The following is a 24,107-nucleotide window of genomic DNA, read 5'->3' as shown; positions in this document are numbered from 1 at the left end:
ATATGGACTAAGGACGCTTTTATAAATCGCATGCGCATGAATGACGAACATCGGAAAGCCGTATGAGGGAAAACCTCATGTACGGTTTGATGAGGAGGGGCAGAAATCATCTGCCCTTTACTCTAGTGAGGAATAGTGAACAGGAATAAATAAGTGGAAGCTGTAGGCATAAAACCTAATAAAAATGAACAAGACTGTTCTTAGGATCTGATCCGGGAACAGTCTTGTTATGCAATAGTATACACCTATTTGTTTTAATTTTAAATACTTTAATATTAAAATATATAGGATTATAATAGATCCGAAGGAGATGTGCACAATGACAAAACTCACAAACAAAGTAGCCTTAATTACCGGGGGGGCTTCCGGAATCGGAAAAGGAATGGCGATGGCGTTCGTCAAAGAGGGCGCAACTGTTGCAATCGCGGATTTGAATGAAGAAGTGGGCCAGCAGACATTGAAGGAGCTTCAGCAATATGCTCCCGATTCCATGTTTATTCCGGCTAACTTGGCGGAACGCGATAAACTGGCCGGTATCGTGCAACAGGTTGTAGACCGCTTGGGCAAGCTCGATATTCTGGTCAACAATGCGCACGCCTCTAAAATGGTCTCAATTGCCGAGATGACACAGGAGCACCTGGATCTTTCCTTTAATACCGGGTTCTACCCGACACTATATTTGATGCAGGCAGCATTGCCTTATTTGAAAGAAACTAAAGGCAACATTATCAACTTTGCCTCCGGCGCGGGCATTAACGGGGATGTCAACCAGGGCAGCTATGCGGCGGCCAAAGAGGCGATCCGGGGCATTACCAGGGTGGCGGCCAATGAATTTGGCGAATTCGGAATTAACGTCAATATCATTTCCCCGATTGCTAATTCGCCTGGTATTCAACAGTGGGGTGCAGAGCATCCAGAAGAATATCAAGCGATGCTGAATCGTATTCCGCTCAGACGCTTGGGCGAACTGGAAGGGGATATCGGACGGGTTGCGGTATTCCTTGCCAGCGAGGATTCGGCTTATATTACCGGTCAAACCATCATGGTAGATGGCGGAGCGACCAAACTCAGATAATCGGTAATGAGATGGGGGACGATCTTGGAGCAAGCCGATCTTTTTAAGTTGATTCACATTGGAGAGCTGTTTACGAACGAAGCAATCATTCGGTGGATGAAATCATTTCCTCATAATATAGGGATTTCCCCAATCATTGTGCTAGGTGAGTTGAAGGCTAACGGCCCGCAAAAGCATACGATTTTGGCGAAAAAGTTAGGCTATACTCCGGGGGCGATGACGAACATCGCCAACCGGCTCATAAGGCTGGGACTCGCTGAACGACAGTATAACGAGAGCGACCGGAGAAATGTCTTACTGGCCATAACCGAACCGGGCCGGAAAATGTTTGAGGAAGCACACCGAAGAGGGCAGGAGCTGCGCTCCGAGCTGTTTCAAGTGCTTACTGATGAAGAGGTACGGCAGTATTTGGCGATTCATGAGAAGTTGCTGGATAACCTGCAGCGCTTACAGTCGCAAGAAGAAAATCAGGAATAGAAATCGTAGCAGAAAGGATGACTATCAGGTATGGGACGAGTACAGGGCAAGGTAGCATTAATTACGGGAGGGGCTTCAGGCATCGGCTTATCGGCGGCAACGCTGTTGGCCAAAGAAGGAGCCAAAGTTGTCATCGCGGACTTTAATACGGCGGGAGCCGAGGAAGCGGCCGCCGAGATTCAAAAAGCAGGAGGCGAAGCGACCGGCATTTTTTTGGATGCTTCCAAAGAAGAATCGATCCGGGACGCCGTTGAATTTACGGTTAACCGATACGGATTGCTAAATGTGCTTTACAACAATGTTGGGGTTACGAACTTACAAAAAGATCTTGATGTCGTTAATATCGACCTGGATGAATGGGACCGTTTGATGAACGTGAATACCAAAAGTGTTCTGCTCGGAAGCCGGTTCGCGATTCCTCATATGATTAAGGCGGGCGGCGGTTCTATTATCAATACCGCATCCATGGCGGCATTTGCCGGAGACGCTTTGCGCTCCGCCTACGGCGCTTCCAAAGCGGCCGTTGTCAACTTAACCCGCTACATTGCCGCGCAATACGGCAAAGACCGGATCCGCTGCAACGGAGTGGCGCCAGGGCTCGTGTTGACGCCTGCAGCCAAAAATAATATGCCTCCAGCCGTACTTGATATATTCGAAAAGTTCAACGCTCTTCCTTATCATGGAGAACCGGACGATATCGGATATACCGTCTTGTTCCTGGCGTCGGATGAATCCAAATTTATTACCGGGCAGACGTTCCAGGTGGAAGGCGGCCATTATATGGCGAATCCGAGCATCGCCGATTTCAATGCTTATATGGCTCAAGCCCAGTCTAAGTAAACGGGAATAGAAGCCGCAGAAATGCGGCTTTTTTTTATTGGTTAATATTTCAAAATTTTAATTCCAAAATATTGTCTTATATGATAGGATATTTACGAACCTTTGTTCTCAATAATTCCTTGCGGACAAAGATTAATTACATCATGAACAGTCATACTGGCTATATCAATCCCATTCCAAGATAAGGTGGTATTCCGATGGCAGTTCGAATGAACCAGATCTTTGTCAATTTGCCAGTAAAAAATTTGGAAACGACGAAAAAGTTTTTTAACGAGATCGGATTTCAATTTAATGCTCAATTCACGAGCGAAGATGCGGCTTGTCTCGTGATCAGCGAGCATATTTATGCTATGCTGCTGACTGAACAGCATTTCAAGAGTTTTATAAATAAGGAAATTAGTGATACATCCAGACATGCCGAAGTGATTCTCGCCTTATCCGCAGAGAGCAGGGAGCAGGTTGACGAGATCGTAAACCGGGCTTTGGCGGCCGGGGGAACGAAGTATAATGATCCGGTGGATCACGGCTTTATGTACAGCTGGAGCTTCCAGGAACCTGATGGACATCTGTGGGAAGTGTTTTACATGGATCCCGCGACGATTGAGTAATCGCAAAACCGGGAGTATATTAAGTTTAGGCGAATTCATCCTAATTCTCCAAACCACCGCCCGGAGCGGTGGTTTGTTTGTATTTTTAATGAAATTGGAGGTTTCCCATGAGCCATTATCTGTTTGATCAGCTTCACTTTGTAAGAAAGAACACTATGAAGCTAGTTGTCGGTCTCAGCGAAGAGCAATCGGAAGTAGTTATTGAAGGAATGAACAATCATATCAAGTGGAATCTAGGTCACCTCTACTTCGTTCTGGAACGGAATGCCTTTCATTTTATCGGCGAAGAAATGTCGTTACCGGATCATTTTGAAGAATTATATCGACCAGGGTCCAAACCCGGTAACGAGCCATATCCGGTTCCTTCGTTAGATGAAATCACGGAACTTCTCGGCGGGCAAACCCAGCGGATCGAAAAACGGCTCGGTAAGCGGCTCCAAGAAAAGGCGCTTCAGTCCTACACTACTTCCTCAGGTCTTCTCTTGACCACCGTGGAAGAATTCTTAAACTTCTGTCTCTATCATGAGGGCATGCATTTTGAGAAGATCAAATGGATCAATAAAATGATAAGAGGGCAATAGAATAAATTCACTATAAGTTTGGTTGATACGTTCGGGAATCTGGATTATGCTAATAATGTTGTACTTAAATCATATTTTTACTAGTTCTGCTTATATAGCATAATGTCAATAGAAATGGAGCTAATCCCGTATGTATCGCAATATGGAAGAATGTGTACTCGATCTGGAAAAACACGGCCACCTGGTCCGGATTCAAGAAGAGGTGGATCCTTATCTTGAAATGGCTGCGATTCATCTTAGAGTGTATGAGGCAGGCGGTCCGGCCTTACTGTTCGAACGCGTAAAAGGCTCCAGATTCCGCGCGGTGTCCAACCTATTCGGCACGATGGAGCGCAGCCAATTTATATTCCGGAAGACTTGGAATAACACGCAAAATATTATCGCCCTACGCAATAATCCGTTATCGGCACTTAAAAATCCGTTTAAAAGCGTAGGCACCGGATTAGCGGCTTTAAAAGCGCTGCCTATGAAAGGGTTCAGCCGCCGTCCGGTGACAGCCCAGGAAATACATATATCCGATCTGCCGCAGATCCAGCATTGGCCTATGGATGGAGGAGCCTTCATCACGCTTCCTCAGGTGTATACCGAGGATCCGGACAAGCCGGGAATCATGAATTCCAATCTGGGCATGTACCGTATTCAGCTCAGCGGAAATTCGTACGACCAGGACCGAGAAATCGGAGTCCATTACCAGATTCACCGCGGCATCGGGATTCATCAGGATAAGGCGAACAAGAGAGGGGAGCCGTTAAAGGTGAGCTGTTTCGTCGGCGGCCCGCCGGCGCATACGCTGTCCGCCGTAATGCCGCTGCCGGAAGGTCTTAGTGAATTGACGGTCGCAGGGATGCTGAGCGGGCGGAGATTCCGCTACAGTTACATGGACGGTTATTGTATCAGCCATGAAGCGGATTTTGTCATTACGGGCGAAATCCACCCGGGTGAGACCAAACCGGAAGGACCTTTCGGCGATCACCTGGGCTACTATAGCCTGGTTCACCAATTCCCGGTCATGAAGGTACACAAAGTGTACGCCAGACCGAACGCGATTTGGCCATTTACCGTTGTCGGACGGCCTCCACAAGAGGATACCGCCTTCGGTGAGCTCATTCATGAGCTGACTGGCGATGCCGTTCGCCAGGAAATTCCGGGCGTAAAAGAGGTTCACGCGGTCGATGCGGCCGGCGTGCATCCGCTCTTGTTCGCCATCGGAAGTGAACGCTATACCCCGTTCCAGAAGGTTAAGCGGCCCGCAGAATTGTTGACAATCGCCAACCGGATTCTTGGCACAGGCCAACTTAGTCTGGCGAAATATTTGTTCATCACGGCCGAAGAGAACATCCCGCTGGATACGCATCGGGAAATTGATTTCTTGACTTACATCCTGGAACGGATCGATCTGCACCGGGACATTCATTTTCAAACCCATACTACGATCGACACGCTTGACTATTCCGGTACCGGCTTGAACAGTGGCAGTAAAGTCGTGTTTGCAGCCTATGGCGACAAGAGAAGGGATTTGTGTCGTGAAACTCCCGTGGAACTGCAAGACATTCGCGAATTCGTAAATCCGAAGCTTGTTATGCCTGGAGTCGTTGCGGTTCAAGGACCGAAATTTGAATCCTACATGCAATCCAAACAGGAAATGGAAGACTTCGGTAAGGCGATTCAAGAAAAAGGCGGACTGGACTCCTGCCCGATGATCATTGTTTGCGATGACAGTTCATTTGTGAGCGAGACGCTGCGGAACTTCCTTTGGGTTACTTTTACGCGAAGCAACCCGTCGCACGACATCTATGGTGTAAACAGCTATTATCAGGACAAGCACTGGGGCTGCGATAGCATGATTATCGATGCCCGGTCCAAACCGCACCAAGCGCCGCCGTTGATTCCGGATCCAAGCGTAGAGAAAAGCATTGACCGGCTGTTTGCTAAAGGCGGCAGCCTGAGCGGTATCAAGTTGTAGAGACGAAACGCCCTTCATTGGGCGTTTTTTATGTAATTTTATTATCGTAAATACTATAGATCGCAGTATATGGGATTTCGTTTGTAGCCAATAAACCACTATGGTAAAATTTACTGAATACGAAGGTTAGACAAATAAGAGGCTTGGGAGTGATGAGCTTGCAGCTGAAATACGAATTTGATAAGGAAGAGATATTGATCCTAGAAACTGAGGGCGACTCGGATGTGGAATTTGAAATCAAATTTATCGGGGATCAACCATTAGCTTTGAGATTAAAGGAAGTACAGAAAAAATTCGCGGAGAACGACGTATATACGGATGCATTATTCTACATGTACGAAGATCAGCGCCATAAAATCATAGTCCGTAAGGAGTATTATATTGATTTCATTATGGCCCTGATGAAGTATCAACTTTTGACCCGGATTGAATGGATATAGTAACAAATCGAAGAGGGGGAATCGAGCTCCCCCTCTTCTGCATTGTAATTCATCCCTTGACCGCACCTTCGGTCAAGCCTTTTTGAATAAACTTGGATATAAATAAGTAAATAATCAGCACTGGGATGACGGTTAGGGAGACGGCTGCGGCCATCAGGCCGAAATCCGTGCCGTATTGTGAACTGATTTCATTCAGCAAGGCGACGATCGGACGGACATTTTCTTTGTTGACGAAGATAAAAGCCGAGAATAAGTCGTTATACGACCACAGAAAGACAAATATACTGGCCGATGCAAATACAGGTCTCGAAATGGGCATGAATACCTTGGTAAACATTTGCATACGGTTAGCTCCGTCTATGAAAGACGCTTCTTCCAGTTCTTTTGGGATCGTCGACATGTAACCAGCCATAACGAGAATGGCGAACGTTAAGTTTCCTGCCGTATGGGGGAAGATGAGCCCCCAGTACGTATTCACCATGGTGGTCTTAATCAGAAGTTCGTACACCGGAACCACTGTTGCGAAAGTAGGGATCAGCAGGGTGGCGTATAAAAGGGAATAGATAGCGCGTTTCCCCGCAAAGGTGAACCTGGATAGTACATAAGCTGCCAAACCGCCGAAAATTAACACAAGCAGTACCGTGCTTCCCGACATGATCAAACTGTTGATATAGCTTTTGCCGATATTGATACGGTCAAAAGCATTCGTATAATTGACAAGGTCTACGTTCCAGGCGATGCCGAACGAGTTGTTCATGACATCTCTGGACACCTTGAAGGAGTTGTTGACGATCCAGAATAACGGGTAAATCGTAGTCATGGCCCAGGCCGACAATACAAAGTAGATCAAGGCCTTGCCGATTCTAAATCGCCTGAATTCACCCCGCTGGACATTGCGTTCCGCAGAAATCGTTGGCTGCATAACTGTACACCCCTATAAGGTTAGTAAGTAATCTCTTCTCTTTTCAACAAACGATTGGCAAGTAAAGCCAGAAGTACACCGAATACGACCATATAAATGGCAATCGTCGATCCATATCCAAAGTTCTGGTCAACCATCGCTTTTTTGTACATATAAGTGCCAAGCACTTCCGTGCCGTTCTGTCCGCTCGTAATAACCCACACGAATTCAAACACTTTAAGCGTACCCGTAATGGCCAGCGTGATAACAACCTTGATGTCGCTCATGATCAGCGGAATCGTGAGCATGGTCGTCCGCTTAAAGGCGTTAATGCCTTCCAGCTTGGCGGCTTCGTAATAGTCGGAAGGGATTTTTGACATCGCTGTAAGGAACAAAATGAAGTAAAAGCCGACATAATGCCATACCGTAGGGATGGATACCGCCGCGAGTGCATTTGATTCGCTCAGCCACAGTACCTTTTCGATGCCGAAATTAGCCAGTATGCCGTTCAAAAGACCAAAATTATAGTTGTAAAACAGAACGAACAGGAGAGAGATGGCCGTTCCGGAAATGACTACAGGGAAAAAGAATACACTGCGGTAAAAGTTCTGCAATCGGCCGATGCTTTCCACCAGGACGGCGAGAACCAGGGCAATTCCGACCTGAAAAATGATAACAAAAAGCATGATTTCCAACGTATGTAGCGTCGCCGCGCCTAATAACTTATCCGAGAATAAGCGGCTGTAGTTATCCCAGCCTATAAACTTCTTGTCAAAGAAGCCCTTGGTACGATAGAAGCTCAAGTACAAGCTCTTGAAGAACGGATAATATAAAAAGACAGCCATTAACACCGCGGACGGCAGGAGAAACATGAAGATATACTTACGATCACCCTTCATAATCATCACCTTTGTTGTGAATTTGTGACTTTGGCGGATAAACGGCTACGCCGCCCGAAGAAATCTTTCGGTGCGGCGCTGATCCGTTTATGAGCTCTGCCTTCAAAAATGAGATTACTTCTTGTTGGCATCCTCGACTTTTTTGGCGCTCTCGATCGCTTGAGTCGGCGTTTTCTTGCCGGTGACCACTTGTTGAACGCTAGCGCGAAGATCGGAGAAGGTTTCCGGAGCAACCTTACTGTCAACCGGAGCGCTGATTACGTTTGCTTTGGCAGCCATTGCGAATCCGTCAAGAGCAACTTGTGCAAGCCCTGTGACTTCAACGTCCGCGGCAGGAGTACCGCCGTTGGCGCTGGCGATCTTTTGGATGCTGGCAGGGGATGTCAGATGCTTCAACAGTTCAACTACCGCATCTTTTTTAGCAGCGTTGTCATATGCAGCTTTAGAGAGATAGAAGCCGGATCCGAAGCCGCCAATGATGTCGTTACCGCTTCCCACACCGCCAGGGACGGTCGGGAACGGAATTACCGTCGAATTGTTACGAGTTTCCTCGGTCCAGCTTCCAACTGCCCAGGAGCCTTCGAGGGTCATTGCGGCCAGACCTTCACTGTAGTAGTTTCCGGACATACCCAGGTCAATCGTAGCTGCATCTTTCGGGAAAGCTCCGAGGTCATACAGTTCCTTCATAGCGGCATAAGCTTTTTCCCAGTTCGGATCGATGCCGTCAAGCAGGCCTTTGTTCTGACCTTCCGGGCCGGCAGCCGATAGAATCGTATGCTCAATCAGGTAATGCGATTGGTCGAAAGGTACGGAGAGCGGAATGATCCCTTTCGCTGAGAGCGTTTTCACAGCAGTCGTCAGCTTATCCCAATCTGTTGGAAGCTCCAGGCCGTTATCTTCGAAAATTTTCTTGTTTACGAATAATCCTTCATAGTATCCAGTAAGCGGAGCAGCGTAGATGTTGCCGTCTTTTTGTGTAGCCAATTTCAGAGCATCCGGAATAAATCCGTTCTTCCATTCCGCATTGGCATCCAGAATTTCGTTCAATGGAACTACTTTACCGGCATTCACGAAGCATTCCGCATCCGTTCCGATAAAGTAAAACAGCAGATCGGGCTCGTTACCGCTTGTCATATCGGTATTGACTTTGGTACGGAATCCGTCGTCGTTGGCCGACAGTGTGTCATTCTCAACGGTGACGTGAGGGTATTTGGCGGTAAACTCGTCGATTACACCTTGGAACGCCTCACGAGCAGCATCCGTGCCGCCGAACGTCGAGAACACGCGAAGCTTGACCGGATCAGGTGCTTTAGTTTCCTCAGGCTGCGGTTCAGTCGTGGCCGCGGAATTGTTTGTAGGTTCGGCCGGCGCTGGATTGTTAGCGCTTTTATTTCCGCACGCGGCAAGAAACATGGAGAATACTAACATGATACTGAGCAGTACTAATGAAGACCTTTTCAATTCAAATCCCCCCAGCGAAATATTAATAATTTGTGTAATTCTGGTTGGTTACTAAAAGATTAATCTACGTTTCCAAATCCAGACAGGGGGATAATTCTATAATTCAGGGATAAAATTTTACAATTTGGATGTACTGGTACAATTTTCAACATTTATCGACAAAATGGAACAAGATCTCCTCGGTCACAGATTGCAATCTGGATAAGCTGCCTACATAATATACATTGTTGTATGTTAATGTAGGCATTTATTGTTTGCGCCTAGCATCAGGAAGGAGTTTCAAATGACATCTATGGAACTTGCATGTATTCAAAAGGACCAGCCCTTATCCCGATATTCAACCTATGAGATAGGCGGTAATGCAAGGTTTTTGGCATTGCCCCGTAAGGATACCGATGTGCTGGAAGTGTTGGAAGCCGCATGGAGACATGGTCTGAATCCGTTGTTTTTCGGAATGGGGTCCAATTTGCTGTTTCCCGACCACCCCAACCCGGATACCTTATTTATATCCACACGTTCCCATATAGAAATCACTCTGAATCAAGAGCGGCTCCATGTAGCTGCGGGGACGCCTATGTCTTTATTGGCCATGATGGGCGCAGTCGTCGGGACATCCGACTTTGATTTCTGTTTCTTGCTCCCCGGAACCTTAGGCGGCGGGATATATATGAATGCGAAATATTTCAGCAGCCATATCAGCGATTATATAGATAGGGTTTACTATGTGGATCTTGACGATCCCCGGCAAGGGATCAGAACAATAAGCGTAGAGCAGTGCGAATTTGCCTATAAGCGATCGATTTTTCAAAGAAAAAACTGGTTCATCGTGAGCGCCGATTTGAAATTGAAGCAGTTTCCGGTCCGCCCGGAAGCTCTCCAACCGTTTCTGGCCGAATTGGATAGTGGAATTCTCGAGAATTCCAGTTTGCAAGTATTCTCTAACTTTTATATGAGATGTTTAAATCGGCTTAAGCAGGAGGACGATCCGACTGCGACTCCTTTGCGAGGCATCATTGCTGACCGGACCGGGAAAATGCATTTTGAATATCCTTCATGCGGGTCGGTCTTCAAAAACAATTATTCCATTGGCGAACCCATCGGAAAGTTGGCGGATCGATTGAATCTTCGAGGCACGCAGCATGGCAACGCCATGATTTCACCTGTTCACGGCAATGTTATCCAAAACCGGGGAGGAGCCAAGGCGGAGGATGTCATTTACCTAATTCGGATAGTGCAGGAATCGATAGACAAGCATTTCGGCTTTGTTCCGGAAGCGGAAGTAGTCATTGTGTCATAAAATTTATCGGGATAATAAGCGAGCCTGGATCAACTGTGCTGATCCGGGCTTTTCTGTTATAGGAGAACAGGAGAATTCCTTGGAATATGAATGAATCAAATATACGGTACGGGGGTTTCGTAAATTGGTGTTGACTAATTATAGGGTAGGGGGGTATACTATGAACAAGAAATGAATGGAAGCCAGAATAAAGTCCAACATTAGAAATAAAACAATAACCCTTAGGATTAGGAGGAAGTGACGTGAACGATAGCACTGCAAATACAGCGAATCCCAGTAAGCAGGCCAATTTTCAAATTACAGGTATGACCTGCGCCGCTTGTGCCAACCGGATTGAGAAAGGTCTGAACAAACTGGAGGGAGTATCGGCGGCCAATGTCAACTTTGCTTTAGAGAAAGCAAGCGTATCTTTTGACCCGGCCATCGTTGATATAAACCGGATGGAGGAAACGATCAAAAAGCTGGGTTACGGGACAGCGAAAGAAGCCGTCGACTTTAAACTGGAGGGCATGACCTGCGCCGCTTGTGCGAACCGGATCGAAAAAGGGTTGCAGAAGCTTCCGGGGGTAACCGGAGCCTCCGTCAACTTCGCCCTGGAAACCGCGCATGTGGAGTATTCACCTGGTGAAATCTCCGTTACGGATATGCAGAACAAAGTCAAACAGCTCGGTTATAAGGCAATAACGAAACAGGAAAACGAAGAGAAGGGCGACCGGCGCGGAAAGGAAGTGCGGCGTCAGAAGCTGAAATTGCTCATTTCTGCGATCCTCTCTTTCCCGTTGTTGTGGACGATGGTCGGCCATTTCTCGTTCACTTCCTGGATTTACACGCCAGAAATCTTCATGAATCCATGGTTCCAGTTGATTCTGGCCACGCCTGTTCAGTTCATCATCGGAAGAACGTTCTATATAGGCGCTTATAAAGCGCTCCGTAACGGCAGCGCCAATATGGATGTGCTGGTATCTCTCGGCACCTCGGCCGCCTACTTCTACAGCTTATACCTCACGATCGTCTGGGCCGCTGAAGGGGGCGGTATGCATCACGGACCTTCGTTGTATTACGAAACGAGCGCAGTGCTGATTACCCTGGTCATCATGGGGAAATTGTTCGAATCGCTGGCGAAAGGGCGCACTTCCGAAGCGATCAAATCGCTGATGGGCCTTCAAGCCAAGACCGCTTTGGTCGTACGTGACGGCCAGGAGCTTACGTTACCGGTGGAAGAAGTTGTTGCCGGTGATATCGTCCTTGTTCGTCCCGGCGAAAAAATTCCGGTGGACGGTCAGGTTCTGGAAGGTTTGTCGTCCGTAGATGAATCGATGCTGACCGGCGAAAGCCTTCCCGTAGAGAAGAAACCTGGCGACACCGTCATTGGTGCGACCATTAACAAGAACGGGATGCTGCGAGTTCAAGCAACGAGAGTGGGCAAAGAAACGGCCCTGGCTCAAATTATCAAAGTTGTAGAGGAAGCCCAAGGCTCGAAGGCTCCGATCCAACGTGTGGCAGACGTAATTTCAGGAATTTTCGTGCCGATTGTTGTAGGCATCGCCGTAGTTGCTTTCTTAGTGTGGTACTTCCTGGTAACGCCAGGGAACTTTGCAGAAGCATTGGAAAAAGCAATAGCCGTGCTCGTCATCGCCTGTCCTTGTGCGCTTGGCTTGGCTACGCCAACCTCTATTATGGCGGGATCCGGTCGGGCTGCCGAACTCGGAATCCTGTTCAAAGGCGGCGAGCATCTGGAGCAAACCCACAAAATCGATACAATCATTCTCGACAAAACCGGTACGGTAACGAACGGGAAACCGGAGCTTACGGATGTATTGCCGGAAGGCGACGAGCAGGAATTCCTTGCTCTGGTCGGTGCGGCCGAGAAAAATTCGGAGCATCCGCTTGCCGAAGCGATCGTAGCGGGAATCCGGGGGAAAAATATTGAATTGGCGGAAACGGTCACTTTTGAAGCAATTCCGGGTTACGGCATTCAGGCGACTGCAAACGGAAAGACCATTCTTGTAGGGACTCGCAAACTGATGGAGAAACACGGAGTAGACGCCAAGCAGGCTTATGACACCATGTCCCGGTTGGAGGAAGACGGTAAGACCGCTATGCTGGTCGCGTTCGATAACCGTTATGCAGGTATGGTAGCTGTCGCGGATACGATCAAGGAAACATCCAAAGCCGCGGTAAGCCGTTTGAAAGAGATGGGTATTCAGGTCATCATGATTACGGGAGATAATGAGCGGACAGCCAAATCCATCGCCGCGCAAGTAGGTATCGATCATGTCCGCGCGGAAGTGCTGCCCGAAGGCAAAGCGGAAGAAGTTAAGAAGCTCCAGGAGCAAGGAAAGATCGTTGCCATGGTGGGAGACGGCATTAATGATGCGCCGGCACTGGCGACGGCAGATATTGGGATGGCCATCGGAACCGGTACAGACGTGGCTATGGAAGCTGCGGATGTGACTCTGATGCGCGGTGATCTGTCCAGCATTCCTGACGCGATCTATATGAGCCGTAAAACCATGACAAACATTAAGCAAAACTTGTTCTGGGCACTTGGTTATAACACGCTGGGTATCCCTGTTGCAGCCATCGGTCTGCTTGCCCCTTGGGTTGCAGGCGCGGCAATGGCGCTCAGCTCAGTATCCGTTGTACTGAATGCACTCCGCCTGCAACGTGTCAAAATTCGATAATTAATGTGATGAATTAATATGATTAACTATTTGTTTTAAGATCAATCTAGGAGGCGCATATGGGAGATCACACAAGGATTGCAGTGGCTCCGGCAGTTCAATTAGGCGGCAGCCTGTTTACCCCGGAGCAACTGATGAAGATCGGTAGAGTTGCAGAACCTGATGCCATGATCGAAATGACTAATTTCAGACAGATCTATATCGAAATCGCCGAAAATGACATGAGGACCATCGAAGAGGAGCTTCAGCAATCTGGTCTTGAAGTTTACCCTGCCGGTTTTGTAAGCAAGAGCCTGATTGCATGTCAATTTTGCAGAGGGGCGGAGGAGGCCGGGCTGGATACGGCCCGGGCTTTAAACGAAGTCATCGCGGGAATCGAGACTCCGGCGCCGCTCAAGATCGGTTACGCCGGCTGTGCACTCGGAACTAGCGAACCATTGCTCAAAGATATCGGCGTAGTGAAGATGAGAGATACCTTCGACATTTATGTCGGCGGTGATCCTAAGGGAATCAAACCGAAGTTCGCCAGCAAGCTTATGACCGGCCTATCCGCAAATCAGCTCATTCCGGTCGTTAGTGCCCTCATCTATTTTTATAAAGAGCATGCGAAGCCGAAAGAGAAATTCAGTAAATTTGTCGACCGCATCTCGCTGGAAGAATTGCGGCAAGCTGCAGCGTAATTCAGAAATGATCCAAGAAAGGGGATATTCGTAATGACCAAACCGGTGAAGATTTATACGATTCCGACTTGCAGTGATTGTAATAACGCCAAACGTTTTTTTAAAGAACAGCAGGTGCCTTTTGAGGAATTCAATTGTGAGGAAAACGAGGAGTATCCGAAAATCGTTTGGGAACTGACGGGTAAACAGATCGTACCAACCATCGTGATCGGCGATCAGGTATTCGTCGGGTTTGCGGATCATTTCTCCGAAATTCATGAATTGGTAAGCCAGCAATAATATGAATATCAGTATTCTTATAACCCGGATCGGTTTCGATCCGGGTTATAGTATGTTCAATCAATTCTAATAGTTTACATAATAATTATTTTGTAACTAATTTAAGCTCCTTACAAAGTTCAATCAGTTGATGAAGGCCCAAATATTGTTGTCTGTTGCGCTCATTTATTGAGAAGATGGCCTGCTCGGTAATTTTTTTGGCCTTGTCTATGGACTGGTTTTCTACTGCCTGAACGATTTCCTTCATGCTTTTCAGGAAGTAAACCGTACCTCTCAGTGTTCGAATGAGCAAAATTTTACGCGCGTCTACCGGCGAGAAGAGACGATACCCGTTTTCAGGATCACGTTCGGGTGCGATTAATCCTTCCTTTTCCCAGTGGCGAATCGCAGACGGGGCTGAACCGGTAAATGCAGCAATTTCTCCGATAGTCATGCGCTGCTTCAATCTCCTGTTCGGCAAAGGAGGGAGTTCCAGTGTATCCAGCATGGCCAGCGTCTGGTCGGCGGCGGCTTTTTCATGATGGAGAATAGCCTGCTCCTTGTTGACCAGCCAGAAGGCCGCATCGATATCCCTCTTCTGGATGAAACGAAGCACCTCACAAGTCACTTTCACTCCAAACCCCGGAAACATCGCGCGGAGACATCGGAAATAGGCCAGATGGATTCTGGTATAAAGTCGATAACCGTTTGCAGCACGTTCGGGGGCCGGGACAACGCCCCAGGATTCGTAATGGCGGAGTGCGCTCGTACTGATTTGAAGTTCCCGGGCAATCTCGACGGGCTTGTAGTAATCCACGTTTCGCACTTCCCTTCCTGGCATCCTCTTGTTTGTCTGATCATGCTCACTATATCAAAAGCATCAATCCGGGACAAACATTCACAAAGAACCTTCAAGAAGCATGATAAGGTTGCTCTAAATCCAGTTCAGCTTTTCCGATACTCTCAGGCTCAAATCTTCGCACTTGCATGAATGTTGTATATTCGTGGTATAACCTGGCCCAAAAGGAGAGATTCAAGATGAAGAACACATTTCATGAAACACCGACAGTAAAAGAATATCAGGAATTACGTCAGGAAGCCGGTCTTACTTCCCCGGTTGAAGAATTTGCAGCTACGGCCTTGTCGAATTCACTATTTTGCGTGACACTTCGAGGAGAAGACTCTGAAATTATCGGGATGGGAAGAGTGATAGGAGACGGTGCCTGCTACTTTCAAATTGTGGACGTGCTCATTAAACCGGCATTCAAGGATACAGATGCAGGTGATTTGCTGATGCTTGAAATTTTGGATTACCTTTTTCAAAACGCTCCCCTGGAGGCGCATATCTTAACAGTTTCGGATGTTCCAGGCCTTAAGTTGTATCAAAAACATGGATTTAAGCTGATTTATCCTGACTTCTACGGTATGTCTCTGACTCGATGACTCCTTAAAAAGAGTATCTTTAACTCTGGTTCAGCCATATTTTCAAACCCGGGAACCACGCCTCCGTCAAAAACGGAGCACCGTGGTTCTTTTCATATCTTCCCCGAATGTGTCATGATGTTGTTGGAGGGAGTGCTGTTATGTTTAACGACTTCGAAATTCTGGAGGAGGACGTACCGGTCCATCTTCAGGTTAAGCAATATATAAAAAGATTAATCCTTAAAGGCGCACTGCATGGAGATCAGAAGCTTGCGTCCACGCGCGAGATGGGTCAGCTGCTTGGCGTTAGCCGCAACACGGTCATTGCCGCTTATGAGGGGTTGGAAGAGGAAGGCTTCGTATATACCCTTCAGGGGAAAGGCAGCTACGTGGCGCCCTTGTCTGCGGCAACCGGCGATGCCGTTCCTCCCTGGAAGACCGAATGGTCTTCCCGCTTGAACGACTACGCGCGGCAGGCCGTGGATCTGGACCGGATGAAGAGCGGAATTCGCGCCGGCAGGAATACGATCTCTTTTACGAGCATCGCTCCGGACGATCACCTGTTTGACCTTGACCATGTGAAGCGGGCCTTTCTGGACAGGATGGCTATCGAGGGTAATGTGCTGCTGAATTACGGATATGCGAAAGGCTATAAGCCGCTGATTGAGTTTCTGATGAGATATATGGAACAAAAGGGCGTAGATCTGCAAGGCAAAGATATGCTCATCACCAGCGGGTTTACCGAAGGTTTCGATATGATTCTCGCTGCGCTCGGGAAGAACAACGGCGGAGCTGTCCTTTGTGAAAATCCTACGCATCATACGGCCATCAAGAACCTCAAGCTAAACGGCTTCGAGATTAAGGGGATTCCGATGGAGCATGACGGCATTAACCTAAGGGAGCTGGAGCGGGCTTTGTCCGAACGGGCTTACGATTGCGCCTATTTCGTTCCGTCTTATCATAACCCGACAGGGATTGTAACCTCCCCCGGCAAAAGAATCGCTCTCATGAAACTGATGGCCGAGCATCAAATCCCGGTGATTGAAGACGGTTTTAATGAAGAGCTGCGCTATTCGGGCTCCCATGCTCTCCCCCTGATCGCTACGGCCGGACGGGGCAATGGCGTCATCTATATCGGCAGCTTCTCAAAAGTGCTGTTTCCCGGTCTACGGGTCGGGTGGGTACTGGCCGACAGGGAGCTTATCGATTATTTGGAAAGCATAAAGCGGGCCCGGAACATCCATACTTCGACGCTGGACCAGTCGGTGTTGTTTCAATATCTGCATAATGGTCATTTGGAGAAATACTTAAAAAAAGCACGGGCCGAGTATAAAAGGAAATATGAATGGACGCGGCTATGCTGCGAAAAATACATTCCGTTTGCCCGTGTAACGGGGGACGGAGGGCTTCATTTGTTCCTTGAATTCGAGGAGAACTTCGATACGCACCAACTGCTGGAGGCTTGCTCTGAGAATGGTGTGATTTTTACTCCGGGAGACCTGTTCTTTACGGACGGTGGCGGAGTCAATACGATGCGGGTCGGCTTCTCGCGGGTGAGTGATGAAGATATTGATAAAGGGCTTCGAATCATAGGCGGATTGGCCGCCAAACAACTTGAGGGGTAGAGGGGTGCAAAATATGAAGGTCGGCGTTGTGATGGGAGGCATGTCCTCGGAACGTGAAATATCGTTGATGACCGGAAAAGAAATGCTGGCGTGGCTGGATCGCAGCAAGTATGAGGTGGTTCCGATCGAGATCGTGAAGGAGGAGGATCTTAGCGAGCAAGTCCAAGGTATCGATTTTGCGCTGCTTGCGCTCCACGGCGCATACGGAGAGGACGGAACCGTCCAGGCGGCATTGGAATCGTTGGGCATTCCTTATTCGGGAAGCGGCGTAGAGTCCAGTGCTCTCTGTATGGATAAAAATAGATCCAAGCAATTACTTCGCGCTGCCGGAATCCCGACGCCGGATTGGCTTTGTTGGAGCGGAATGGAGGAATATGACGCCGAAGCCGTAGCACAGCTGGGATACCCGGTGTTTGTCAAACCGAATTCGGGCGGATCAAGCGTCGGAACGCTGCCGGTTACCGATGAAGCTTCTTTGAAAGCAGCCGTTCAGGAAGCGCTGCGCTGGGACTCTTCCGTGCTCATCGAACAATTGGTGGAGGGAGAAGAGATCACCTGCTCCATTGTCGGCGAGGAATTGTTGCCAGTCATCGGCATCCGCTCTAAAGCCTCGGCGTGGTTTGACTATCATGCCAAGTATCAGGACGGGGGAGCGGAGGAACAGGTGGTCATTTTGCCGACAGAAATTCAAACAAGTGTGCAGGATGCTGCGATAAGCAGTTACCGGATTTTGAAATGCAGCGTGTATTCCCGCGTAGATATGATTTTGCGCAACGGGATTCCGTATGTTCTGGAAGTGAACACGCTGCCGGGAATGACGCCGAACAGTCTGCTGCCGAAAAGTGCGCAAGCGGCGGGCCTCAAATTTAACGAATTACTGGATCGGATCATCGAGCTGTCACTGCAAGAACGGGAGCAAAATGGGATTCACAACTTGAGTCTGCAAAAGGAGAGTGTGACCGCTTATGGGAAGTGAGAGGATTGCGCCGTTAGTTCGCGATATTCCGCCATCCGGCATCCGCGCTTTTTTTGAGACTGGTGCCGGCCGGAAGGATACCATCCAGTTGGGTGTAGGGGAGCCGGATTTTGTAACGCCGGAGCATGTGCGTGAGGCTTGCATTCGCGCCTTGAACGAAGGGAGAACAAGCTACACGCCCAATGCGGGTTTGCCTGAACTGCGGGAAGAAATCTCATACTATTTGAATGGGAGCTTCCGGTTAAAGTATGAGCCAGAACATGAAATCCTAGTCACTGTCGGGAGCAGCGAAGCGGTCGATTTGGCACTCCGAACGTTCCTGACGCCAGGGGACGAGGTGCTGATTCCGGCGCCCGGTTATATCGCTTATTCGCCGATCGCCCGCCTGCATGGGGCGGAGGTCGTAGAAATTCCTTCCTCCGCGGAGCGAAACTTCAAGCTGGAGGCGGATGAGCTGGCTGCACGGATTACGCCGCGATCCAAGATATTGGTGGTGAACTATCCGTGCAATCCGACAGGCGCAGTCATGACGGAAGAAGACTGGCTGCCGATTGCTGAGCTTGTCACCCAGCATGACCTCCTGGTCATCTCGGATGAAGTCTACGCCGAGCTAACATATGGCCAGCGGCATTTCAGCATCGCCGCGCTCCCGGGCATGAAAGATCGTTGTATTGTGATCGGAGGATTCTCCAAGGCGTTTGCCATGACGGGCTGGCGCATCGGATATGCGTGCGGCGACCGGGAGTTGATTGCCGGGATGCTGAAAATCCATCAGTATACGATCATGTGCGCACCGGTACTCGGCCAAATCGCGGCGCTGGAATCGCTGCGCAGCGGACTTGACGCCAAGGACCGGATGAAAGCGGAATATGACGGGCGCAGAGTCATGTTTGTTCAAGGGCTGAATGAACTTGGGATGAGATGTCACATCCCGGAGGGCGCTTTTTACGCCTTTCCTTCCATCGGGGATACCGGCCTTAGCTCCGAGCAGTTCGCCAGGGGACTATTGCAGGAAGAGGGAGTTGCCACCGTACCGGGTCATGTTTTTGGAGTCGGCGGCGAAGGGCATATCCGCTGCTCTTACGCAGCGTCCCGGGAGAAACTGTGTGAGGCGTTGGAACGAATCGAGCGATTTAAGAAAGCTATCCAAAAGACATCGTTTACGCTTTGCCATTAAACTTGGCGATAAACAAAAACAGTCGTTTCCTCTCGGGAATCGACTGTTTTTTGGTAATTTGTAAAATACAAGTAATGACAATTGGACTTTAACCTGAAACAGGATTGCAGTTCATCTCCAATTTTGCCAAAGCCTCATTAAACAAACGGACGGACCGCAATACCGTCTCTTTCTCGAATACCGTCAAGTGAGAAAACACTTCGTCCAGGTAATCGTTCATTTGTCGCTCAATCGAATCGGCGACAATCTGTCCTTCGGTTGTTAAAGAAAGGGTGTATACCCGGCGGTCTGTTGAATCCGGCGTCTTCTGAAGCAGGTTCAGCTTCATCAAGGACTGGACCTGGCGGCTAAAAGTCGTAATGTCCGTGCCCAGCGTTTCCGCGATTTCCTGCATCGACGGCTTATGCTGGCGGCTGACCTCGAACAGAATATGGCTTTGTACCGGGGAGATGTCGAGAGATCCGACACTGCAGCAATTTTTATTAAGCAGTGCGAACTGACGTGTCATAATCTGAAACAATTCGCGAGTATTTTCCATATTCATTCACCTCATAAATTAGTTATATCTCTTTATGTTGCAGGTTGCAAATATCATTTCTTTTCTTTTGAGGACATATGTCCTTCCCAACTCTAAGGCGATAGCGATATCTTTTAATTAAGACAACATTAGAGATATTAAGGGAGAGAAACCAACGATGAGAGGGTTATTATTTGCGTTCCTGGGAGGGGCTTTGATTACTTTGCAGGGGGTGGCCAATTCCCGAATCAGTCAGAGCATCGGGACCTGGCAGGCGGCCACGCTTACCCAATGGACCGGGTTTGTAACGGCACTGCTGATCCTGCTATTTATCCGCGACCGCAAGTTGCGGGAATTTAAGCAGGTCAAGCCTTTATACTTGACGGGAGGCGCTTTGGCGGCGATTATTATTTTCGGCAACGTAACGGCGATTCAACAGATGGGGGCTACCTTTACAATATCCGCACTGCTGATTGCCCAACTGAGCCTCACTTTTCTTATAGACAGTAAAGGATGGTTTGGTGTAGCCAAGCAAAAAATGCAGGCACCTCAGTTTATCGGCATACTATTGATGGTGGCAGGCGTCATAATTTTAAGATTTTGAGGTGAGAAGAACCATGAAAGAGATTTTGGACGTGGAAGTCCTGAACTCGCATTTACAGGAATTTGATTTGGAGCCGATCTTTACGGAATCATTGAAACCTCATATGGCACTATACAGTTATGATGCAGGTGAACTCGTATGCTCACAAGGAGATCCATCGGGAACGCTTTACGTACTTGTTAAAGGGAAACTCAAAATTTATACGACCTCGGCGGAAGGAAGAACTCTGGTTCTCTGCTTCAAAACACCGCTTGAGCTCGTAGGAGACATAGAATACGTAAAAAACACGGACATCGTTAATACCGTTGAGGCAGTTACGCCGGTTCAACTGATCGGCATTCCATATCGCCAGTTAAAGAAGTATGTAAACGACCATGCGCCATTTCTTCAGTTTCTGCTGGACATTATAACTCAGAAGTTTTATATCAAATCCAATTCGTTCAGCTTCAATTTGATGTACCCCGTAGAAGTGCGGCTGGCAAGCTATCTTTTGTCGGTCTCTTCGGGCGAATCGGATGAACTGCTTCATGAACAGTTAAGTACGGCGGGCCTGAAGGATGCGGCGAATCTGATCGGTGTCAGCTACAGGCATTTGAACCGGATCGTGTATCAGTTTTGTTCGGAAGGTCTGGTCGAGCGGAGCAAGGGCGGGATTATCGTCAAGAATCGTGAAGGGCTGCGGGCACTAACCAGTCATAATATCTACGAGTAAAAGGAAGGAGATTAAAGCCATGTTAATAGGTATCTTTTGGGCGCTGCTCGCCGGTGCGCTGGTGGGTCTGCAAAATATTTTCAATAGTAAAGTCAATGAACGCGCGAACTCCTGGGCGACGACCGCGTTAGTGTTGGGGTTGGGATTTTTAGCTTCCCTGGTGATCGGATTGATTGTAGAAGGTAAGAAGCTGTTTGCCGTTCAACATATGGAGCTATGGTTCTGGTTTAGCGGGATCATCGGCGTAGGGGTTGTCGTCTGCATGGTAAACGGAATCAAGCTGCTTGGACCGACCTATGCCATTTCGATCGCGATGACCTCACAGCTTGTTTTCGCCCTGTTATGGGACTCTCTTGGCTGGTTCGGATTGGAACAAGTGCCGTTCACCTTCAAACAGTTCATTGGTGTTATAGTGATTGTATCGGGTATATTTGTCTTCAAATTCGGAGGGTTGCTGCAGGGTCGAAAGCCGGCAGTACAAGGGGAATAATTCGTACTATATAATTGTTATAAAACTAAAGATTGCGGAGGAATTGTGTTGGAAATCAAAATCGATGATTTATCCGGAGATCAGGTAGCCAGGTTAATAGGGGAGCATCTGCAAAGTATGGAATTGCATTCCCCGCCGGAAAGCATTCACGCCCTTAATCTTGATAAGTTAAAAAAACCGGATATTACGTTCTGGAGTGTCTGGGAGCAGGAGGAATTGCTCGGATGCGGAGCCTTGAAAGAGCTTAACGCTCACCACGGGGAGATCAAGTCGATGCGCACTTCTTCGCAGCATTTAAAAAAGGGCGTTGCAAGAAAGCTGATGGAATATATAATTCAGGAAGCCAAACGCCGAGGCTATCGCAGGCTTAGTCTGGAGACGGGCCCCATGGAAGCATTCGCTCCGGCCAGAAAATTGTATGAAAGTGTTGGATTTCAATATTGCGGTCCCTTTGCAGAGTATGTGGAGGACCCGTACAGTTTATTTATGACGAAGGAACTGTGAATCGGTTCCAAATTAATGATTAAAGGATCAAGGAGTAGGTGTTATTTATGTCTATTTGTCTAAAGCCTTATAACGACGATGAGACCGAAGCGTTGATTGCGTTTCTTGCGGGTGAAACCTGGCCGTATCATGGAATAGCGACGTTGACGGAAAGTAACGTGCGCGAGCAAGTTGCACAAGGAAGATATAACTCGACCGACGAGAAGAAAACATTCTGGATTTTGAACGATGAGGATACAAAACTCGGATTGCTGCGGGTATTTGATCTTCAAGATCCGACCCCTATGTTCGATATTCGCATCTCTTCGAAGTATCGCGGCCAAGGCATTGGCTTACAAGCGGTTAAGCTGCTTGTCGAATACGTGTTTACGAAGCATGACGATAAAATTCGGCTTGAAGGCCATACAAGGGTCGACAATTACGCAATGCGCAAAACTTTTCACAATGCAGGTTTTGTGAAAGAAGCGGTACACCGATTGTCTTGGCCGTCGGAAGACGGGAAGCTCCATGATTCTATCGGATATGCAATTCTTCGAGAAGATTGGGCGGAAAACAAAACCACGCCAATTAACTGGGACGATTTCCCGTTTTGAGTGTGACGAAACATTGTCAATTTTAACAAAATTAACGCGATGACCTCCTAATCATGAACATTCTTCGAACAGCCTAGGCATAGGAACGAATGTTTGTTAATGTTATGGTAATTTGTAGGAGTGGAGGTGTACGCAATGAGTGTAAAAGAGCAAGTGCTTGAAGCGATGAAGGCGGCAGGTAAGCCGGTTAGTGCAGGCGAAGTGGAGCAGCTGTCCGGCTTGGACCGCAAGGAGGTCGACAAGGCCTTTAAAGAACTGAAGAAGGAAGAAGCGATTACTTCCCCGATTCGCTGCAAATGGGAGCCGTCTGTTAAGTAAGTGCTATCCTGACCTACATAATAATATCTGGAGACCTTGGACCGTTTGTATCGGGTCCGGGTCTTTTTGCCGTTCATTGTAATATTGACCTGGATGTTTCAATATAATATTATATCTACATACTATTCGGTATCTATATAACACAACACAACTATCGATTTTTCATAAGATCCAGGGGTGAGCTATTGAGCGTTCGAACTCAAGTATTGAAATCGGCGGAGGAATTGGTGAAAAGCAAACCGTTCGATCAGATTACGTTTGCGGAAATCGCTAAAATGGCGGGAGTACATTGGACTGCCGTGCGCAGACATTTTGGAGATAAGCAGGGCCTGCGAAGCTGGCTGGCGGAGAGACAGAGTGACAATAACGGACCGCTCGCAGATACCCGAACCCGAATTTTAGAAGCCGCTGCCAAAGTGTTTGCGGAGCAGGGATATGCCACCGCTTCTTTGGAGAAAGCTGCGGCCGAGGCTGGAATGACCAAGGGAGCCGTCTATTGGCATTTTTCAAGCAAACAGGATTTGTTCCTTGCGATTATGGAACGGAATTTAATTCAGCAAAACCGGCAATTGCCGGTGCAGATCGAAGATCTTCTGGAAGCGGATGATCCCGAATCGGCTTTGTACGCTTGGCTCAAATCACAGTTTGATTGCCTGGAAGCCGGAGACGGCGGTCCGCAGCTATTTCTTGAATTCATCACATCGAGCAGGGAACCGGAAGTACGCCACAAACTGCAAGCGATGTTCGGCCAAAGTCTAGAAGCTTTAGGCGGCTTTCTGGCACAAATGCAGCAGAAGGGCTATATCGCTCAAGGATTGGACCCTCAGTCTCTCGGCATTATGGTGGATGCGTTGATGAAGGGCATTGTCATCGAATGGTTAATCGATCCGGTGAGCTGTCAGCTGGAGCCATTATTGCAGACTGCAGCGAAAGTATTATGGCGGGGGCTAGCACCCGGCAAATAGAGAAATCATCCCGTAAAGTCGGCAGCCTCGACATATTTGC

General features: G+C 48.2%; 27 protein-coding genes. 22 read left to right on the top strand and 5 right to left on the bottom strand.

Annotation, left to right across the window (positions count from 1 at the left end; all coding sequences use genetic code 11):
- The first annotated feature begins 319 nt into the window (after nucleotides 1-319).
- The 7 genes from KJS57_RS14495 to KJS57_RS14465 all read left to right on the top strand — a co-directional run bounded on the left by KJS57_RS14495 (nucleotide 320) and on the right by KJS57_RS14465 (nucleotide 5,984).
- A complete protein-coding gene (locus tag KJS57_RS14495; protein ID WP_213655346.1) occupies nucleotides 320-1,075 on the top strand; it encodes an SDR family NAD(P)-dependent oxidoreductase in 756 nt (251 codons plus the stop codon).
- A gap of 24 nt (nucleotides 1,076-1,099) precedes the next feature.
- Complete coding sequence (locus KJS57_RS14490) at nucleotides 1,100-1,552, top strand: MarR family winged helix-turn-helix transcriptional regulator (protein ID WP_213655345.1); 453 nt, start codon at nucleotides 1,100-1,102, stop codon at nucleotides 1,550-1,552.
- 30 nt (nucleotides 1,553-1,582) lie between these two features.
- Entirely contained in the window at nucleotides 1,583-2,392 is an 810-nt protein-coding gene (locus KJS57_RS14485; protein ID WP_211020332.1) for an SDR family NAD(P)-dependent oxidoreductase, read from the top strand.
- 197 nt (nucleotides 2,393-2,589) lie between these two features.
- Nucleotides 2,590-3,000: a VOC family protein gene (locus KJS57_RS14480; protein WP_213655344.1), complete on the top strand. Its 411-nt coding sequence runs from the start codon at nucleotides 2,590-2,592 to the stop codon at nucleotides 2,998-3,000.
- A gap of 107 nt (nucleotides 3,001-3,107) precedes the next feature.
- A complete protein-coding gene (locus tag KJS57_RS14475) occupies nucleotides 3,108-3,581 on the top strand; it encodes a DinB family protein (RefSeq protein ID WP_213655343.1) in 474 nt (157 codons plus the stop codon).
- 130 nt (nucleotides 3,582-3,711) lie between these two features.
- Nucleotides 3,712-5,544 (top strand): UbiD family decarboxylase, encoded by a 1,833-nt coding sequence (locus KJS57_RS14470; protein WP_213655342.1) that lies wholly within the window; start codon nucleotides 3,712-3,714, stop codon nucleotides 5,542-5,544.
- Nucleotides 5,545-5,696: 152 nt separating this feature from the next.
- Nucleotides 5,697-5,984, top strand: a complete 288-nt coding sequence (locus tag KJS57_RS14465; protein ID WP_213655341.1) for a hypothetical protein — start codon at nucleotides 5,697-5,699, stop codon at nucleotides 5,982-5,984.
- Nucleotides 5,985-6,033: 49 nt separating this feature from the next.
- On the opposite strand, the gene KJS57_RS14460 is transcribed toward KJS57_RS14465, so the two are convergent.
- The 3 genes from KJS57_RS14460 to KJS57_RS14450 all read right to left on the bottom strand — a co-directional run bounded on the left by KJS57_RS14460 (nucleotide 6,034) and on the right by KJS57_RS14450 (nucleotide 9,245).
- A complete protein-coding gene (locus KJS57_RS14460; RefSeq protein ID WP_213655340.1) occupies nucleotides 6,034-6,906 on the bottom strand; it encodes a carbohydrate ABC transporter permease in 873 nt (290 codons plus the stop codon).
- Nucleotides 6,907-6,926: 20 nt separating this feature from the next.
- The gene (locus KJS57_RS14455) at nucleotides 6,927-7,784 is read right to left on the bottom strand and encodes a carbohydrate ABC transporter permease (RefSeq protein ID WP_211020342.1); all 858 of its coding nucleotides are present in this window, start codon (nucleotides 7,782-7,784) and stop codon (nucleotides 6,927-6,929) included.
- Nucleotides 7,785-7,898: 114 nt separating this feature from the next.
- Nucleotides 7,899-9,245 (bottom strand): ABC transporter substrate-binding protein, encoded by a 1,347-nt coding sequence (locus tag KJS57_RS14450; RefSeq protein ID WP_213655339.1) that lies wholly within the window; start codon nucleotides 9,243-9,245, stop codon nucleotides 7,899-7,901.
- Between the two features lie 283 nt (nucleotides 9,246-9,528).
- On the opposite strand from KJS57_RS14450, the gene KJS57_RS14445 reads away from it, so the two are divergent.
- From KJS57_RS14445 to KJS57_RS14430, 4 genes are all read left to right on the top strand, one after another.
- A complete protein-coding gene (locus KJS57_RS14445) occupies nucleotides 9,529-10,542 on the top strand; it encodes a UDP-N-acetylmuramate dehydrogenase (protein ID WP_213655338.1) in 1,014 nt (337 codons plus the stop codon).
- 242 nt (nucleotides 10,543-10,784) lie between these two features.
- On the top strand, nucleotides 10,785-13,226 hold the full coding sequence (locus tag KJS57_RS14440) for a heavy metal translocating P-type ATPase (RefSeq protein WP_280520381.1): 2,442 nt from the start codon (nucleotides 10,785-10,787) through the stop codon (nucleotides 13,224-13,226).
- Nucleotides 13,227-13,285: 59 nt separating this feature from the next.
- On the top strand, nucleotides 13,286-13,906 hold the full coding sequence (locus KJS57_RS14435) for a nitrite/sulfite reductase domain-containing protein (protein ID WP_213655337.1): 621 nt from the start codon (nucleotides 13,286-13,288) through the stop codon (nucleotides 13,904-13,906).
- A gap of 33 nt (nucleotides 13,907-13,939) precedes the next feature.
- Nucleotides 13,940-14,185, top strand: a complete 246-nt coding sequence (locus KJS57_RS14430; RefSeq protein ID WP_213655336.1) for a glutaredoxin family protein — start codon at nucleotides 13,940-13,942, stop codon at nucleotides 14,183-14,185.
- An 85-nt stretch (nucleotides 14,186-14,270) separates the two neighbouring features.
- Here the strand turns inward: KJS57_RS14430 and KJS57_RS14425 are convergent, their stop codons facing one another.
- A complete protein-coding gene (locus KJS57_RS14425; RefSeq protein ID WP_213655335.1) occupies nucleotides 14,271-14,981 on the bottom strand; it encodes a TioE family transcriptional regulator in 711 nt (236 codons plus the stop codon).
- Nucleotides 14,982-15,202: 221 nt separating this feature from the next.
- Here KJS57_RS14425 and KJS57_RS14420 point away from each other — a divergent pair, with 221 nt between their 5' ends.
- The 4 genes from KJS57_RS14420 to KJS57_RS14405 all read left to right on the top strand — a co-directional run bounded on the left by KJS57_RS14420 (nucleotide 15,203) and on the right by KJS57_RS14405 (nucleotide 19,364).
- Nucleotides 15,203-15,607 carry a GNAT family N-acetyltransferase gene (locus KJS57_RS14420; protein ID WP_213655334.1) on the top strand — a complete coding sequence of 135 codons (405 nt, stop codon included), beginning with the start codon at nucleotides 15,203-15,205 and terminating at the stop codon, nucleotides 15,605-15,607.
- A 140-nt stretch (nucleotides 15,608-15,747) separates the two neighbouring features.
- Entirely contained in the window at nucleotides 15,748-17,211 is a 1,464-nt protein-coding gene (locus KJS57_RS14415; RefSeq protein ID WP_213655333.1) for an aminotransferase-like domain-containing protein, read from the top strand.
- A gap of 13 nt (nucleotides 17,212-17,224) precedes the next feature.
- Nucleotides 17,225-18,187, top strand: a complete 963-nt coding sequence (locus KJS57_RS14410) for a D-alanine--D-alanine ligase (protein ID WP_213655332.1) — start codon at nucleotides 17,225-17,227, stop codon at nucleotides 18,185-18,187.
- Nucleotides 18,177-19,364, top strand: a complete 1,188-nt coding sequence (locus KJS57_RS14405) for an aminotransferase class I/II-fold pyridoxal phosphate-dependent enzyme (RefSeq protein WP_213655331.1) — start codon at nucleotides 18,177-18,179, stop codon at nucleotides 19,362-19,364. Before KJS57_RS14410 ends, KJS57_RS14405 begins: the two co-directional genes overlap by 11 nt.
- Before the next feature lie 88 nt (nucleotides 19,365-19,452).
- Here KJS57_RS14405 and KJS57_RS14400 read toward each other — a convergent pair whose 3' ends face one another.
- Nucleotides 19,453-19,902: a MarR family winged helix-turn-helix transcriptional regulator gene (locus tag KJS57_RS14400; RefSeq protein ID WP_213655330.1), complete on the bottom strand. Its 450-nt coding sequence runs from the start codon at nucleotides 19,900-19,902 to the stop codon at nucleotides 19,453-19,455.
- Nucleotides 19,903-20,059: 157 nt separating this feature from the next.
- Between KJS57_RS14400 and KJS57_RS14395 the strand changes: the two genes are divergently transcribed.
- The 7 genes from KJS57_RS14395 to KJS57_RS14365 all read left to right on the top strand — a co-directional run bounded on the left by KJS57_RS14395 (nucleotide 20,060) and on the right by KJS57_RS14365 (nucleotide 24,067).
- A complete protein-coding gene (locus KJS57_RS14395; RefSeq protein WP_211020361.1) occupies nucleotides 20,060-20,485 on the top strand; it encodes a DMT family transporter in 426 nt (141 codons plus the stop codon).
- A gap of 13 nt (nucleotides 20,486-20,498) precedes the next feature.
- Entirely contained in the window at nucleotides 20,499-21,197 is a 699-nt protein-coding gene (locus KJS57_RS14390) for a Crp/Fnr family transcriptional regulator (RefSeq protein WP_213655329.1), read from the top strand.
- A 19-nt stretch (nucleotides 21,198-21,216) separates the two neighbouring features.
- Nucleotides 21,217-21,687 carry a DMT family transporter gene (locus tag KJS57_RS14385; RefSeq protein WP_213655328.1) on the top strand — a complete coding sequence of 157 codons (471 nt, stop codon included), beginning with the start codon at nucleotides 21,217-21,219 and terminating at the stop codon, nucleotides 21,685-21,687.
- Nucleotides 21,688-21,735: 48 nt separating this feature from the next.
- Nucleotides 21,736-22,191 carry a GNAT family N-acetyltransferase gene (locus tag KJS57_RS14380; RefSeq protein WP_213655327.1) on the top strand — a complete coding sequence of 152 codons (456 nt, stop codon included), beginning with the start codon at nucleotides 21,736-21,738 and terminating at the stop codon, nucleotides 22,189-22,191.
- A 47-nt stretch (nucleotides 22,192-22,238) separates the two neighbouring features.
- A complete protein-coding gene (locus KJS57_RS14375; protein WP_213655326.1) occupies nucleotides 22,239-22,784 on the top strand; it encodes a GNAT family N-acetyltransferase in 546 nt (181 codons plus the stop codon).
- Nucleotides 22,785-22,919: 135 nt separating this feature from the next.
- Nucleotides 22,920-23,102 carry a transcriptional regulator gene (locus tag KJS57_RS14370; protein ID WP_211020371.1) on the top strand — a complete coding sequence of 61 codons (183 nt, stop codon included), beginning with the start codon at nucleotides 22,920-22,922 and terminating at the stop codon, nucleotides 23,100-23,102.
- Between the two features lie 185 nt (nucleotides 23,103-23,287).
- Complete coding sequence (locus tag KJS57_RS14365; protein WP_213655325.1) at nucleotides 23,288-24,067, top strand: TetR/AcrR family transcriptional regulator; 780 nt, start codon at nucleotides 23,288-23,290, stop codon at nucleotides 24,065-24,067.
- Nucleotides 24,068-24,107 lie beyond the last annotated feature (40 nt).

The organism is Paenibacillus vini (assembly GCF_018403325.1).
GTDB classification, from domain to species: Bacteria; Bacillota; Bacilli; order Paenibacillales; family Paenibacillaceae; genus Fontibacillus; species Fontibacillus vini.
Note: the sequence above shows the minus strand (reverse complement) of the source record. Positions and strands in the feature narration are given on the sequence as shown.

Excerpts from the sequence above, each read along its gene's own strand:
- KJS57_RS14495 (WP_213655346.1), top strand. The coding sequence starts at position 320 with ATGACAAAACTCACAAACAAAGTAGCCTTAATTACCGGGGGGGCTTCC.
- KJS57_RS14485 (WP_211020332.1), top strand. The coding sequence starts at position 1,583 with ATGGGACGAGTACAGGGCAAGGTAGCATTAATTACGGGAGGGGCTTCA.
- KJS57_RS14480 (WP_213655344.1), top strand. The coding sequence starts at position 2,590 with ATGGCAGTTCGAATGAACCAGATCTTTGTCAATTTGCCAGTAAAAAAT.
- KJS57_RS14475 (WP_213655343.1), top strand. The coding sequence starts at position 3,108 with ATGAGCCATTATCTGTTTGATCAGCTTCACTTTGTAAGAAAGAACACT.
- KJS57_RS14470 (WP_213655342.1), top strand. The coding sequence starts at position 3,712 with ATGTATCGCAATATGGAAGAATGTGTACTCGATCTGGAAAAACACGGC.
- KJS57_RS14465 (WP_213655341.1), top strand. The coding sequence starts at position 5,697 with ATGAGCTTGCAGCTGAAATACGAATTTGATAAGGAAGAGATATTGATC.
- KJS57_RS14460 (WP_213655340.1), bottom strand. The coding sequence starts at position 6,906 with ATGCAGCCAACGATTTCTGCGGAACGCAATGTCCAGCGGGGTGAATTC.
- KJS57_RS14455 (WP_211020342.1), bottom strand. The coding sequence starts at position 7,784 with ATGAAGGGTGATCGTAAGTATATCTTCATGTTTCTCCTGCCGTCCGCG.
- KJS57_RS14445 (WP_213655338.1), top strand. The coding sequence starts at position 9,529 with ATGACATCTATGGAACTTGCATGTATTCAAAAGGACCAGCCCTTATCC.
- KJS57_RS14435 (WP_213655337.1), top strand. The coding sequence starts at position 13,286 with ATGGGAGATCACACAAGGATTGCAGTGGCTCCGGCAGTTCAATTAGGC.
- KJS57_RS14430 (WP_213655336.1), top strand. The coding sequence starts at position 13,940 with ATGACCAAACCGGTGAAGATTTATACGATTCCGACTTGCAGTGATTGT.
- KJS57_RS14420 (WP_213655334.1), top strand. The coding sequence starts at position 15,203 with ATGAAGAACACATTTCATGAAACACCGACAGTAAAAGAATATCAGGAA.
- KJS57_RS14415 (WP_213655333.1), top strand. The coding sequence starts at position 15,748 with ATGTTTAACGACTTCGAAATTCTGGAGGAGGACGTACCGGTCCATCTT.
- KJS57_RS14410 (WP_213655332.1), top strand. The coding sequence starts at position 17,225 with ATGAAGGTCGGCGTTGTGATGGGAGGCATGTCCTCGGAACGTGAAATA.
- KJS57_RS14405 (WP_213655331.1), top strand. The coding sequence starts at position 18,177 with ATGGGAAGTGAGAGGATTGCGCCGTTAGTTCGCGATATTCCGCCATCC.
- KJS57_RS14400 (WP_213655330.1), bottom strand. The coding sequence starts at position 19,902 with ATGGAAAATACTCGCGAATTGTTTCAGATTATGACACGTCAGTTCGCA.
- KJS57_RS14395 (WP_211020361.1), top strand. The coding sequence starts at position 20,060 with ATGAGAGGGTTATTATTTGCGTTCCTGGGAGGGGCTTTGATTACTTTG.
- KJS57_RS14390 (WP_213655329.1), top strand. The coding sequence starts at position 20,499 with ATGAAAGAGATTTTGGACGTGGAAGTCCTGAACTCGCATTTACAGGAA.
- KJS57_RS14385 (WP_213655328.1), top strand. The coding sequence starts at position 21,217 with ATGTTAATAGGTATCTTTTGGGCGCTGCTCGCCGGTGCGCTGGTGGGT.
- KJS57_RS14375 (WP_213655326.1), top strand. The coding sequence starts at position 22,239 with ATGTCTATTTGTCTAAAGCCTTATAACGACGATGAGACCGAAGCGTTG.
- KJS57_RS14370 (WP_211020371.1), top strand. The coding sequence starts at position 22,920 with ATGAGTGTAAAAGAGCAAGTGCTTGAAGCGATGAAGGCGGCAGGTAAG.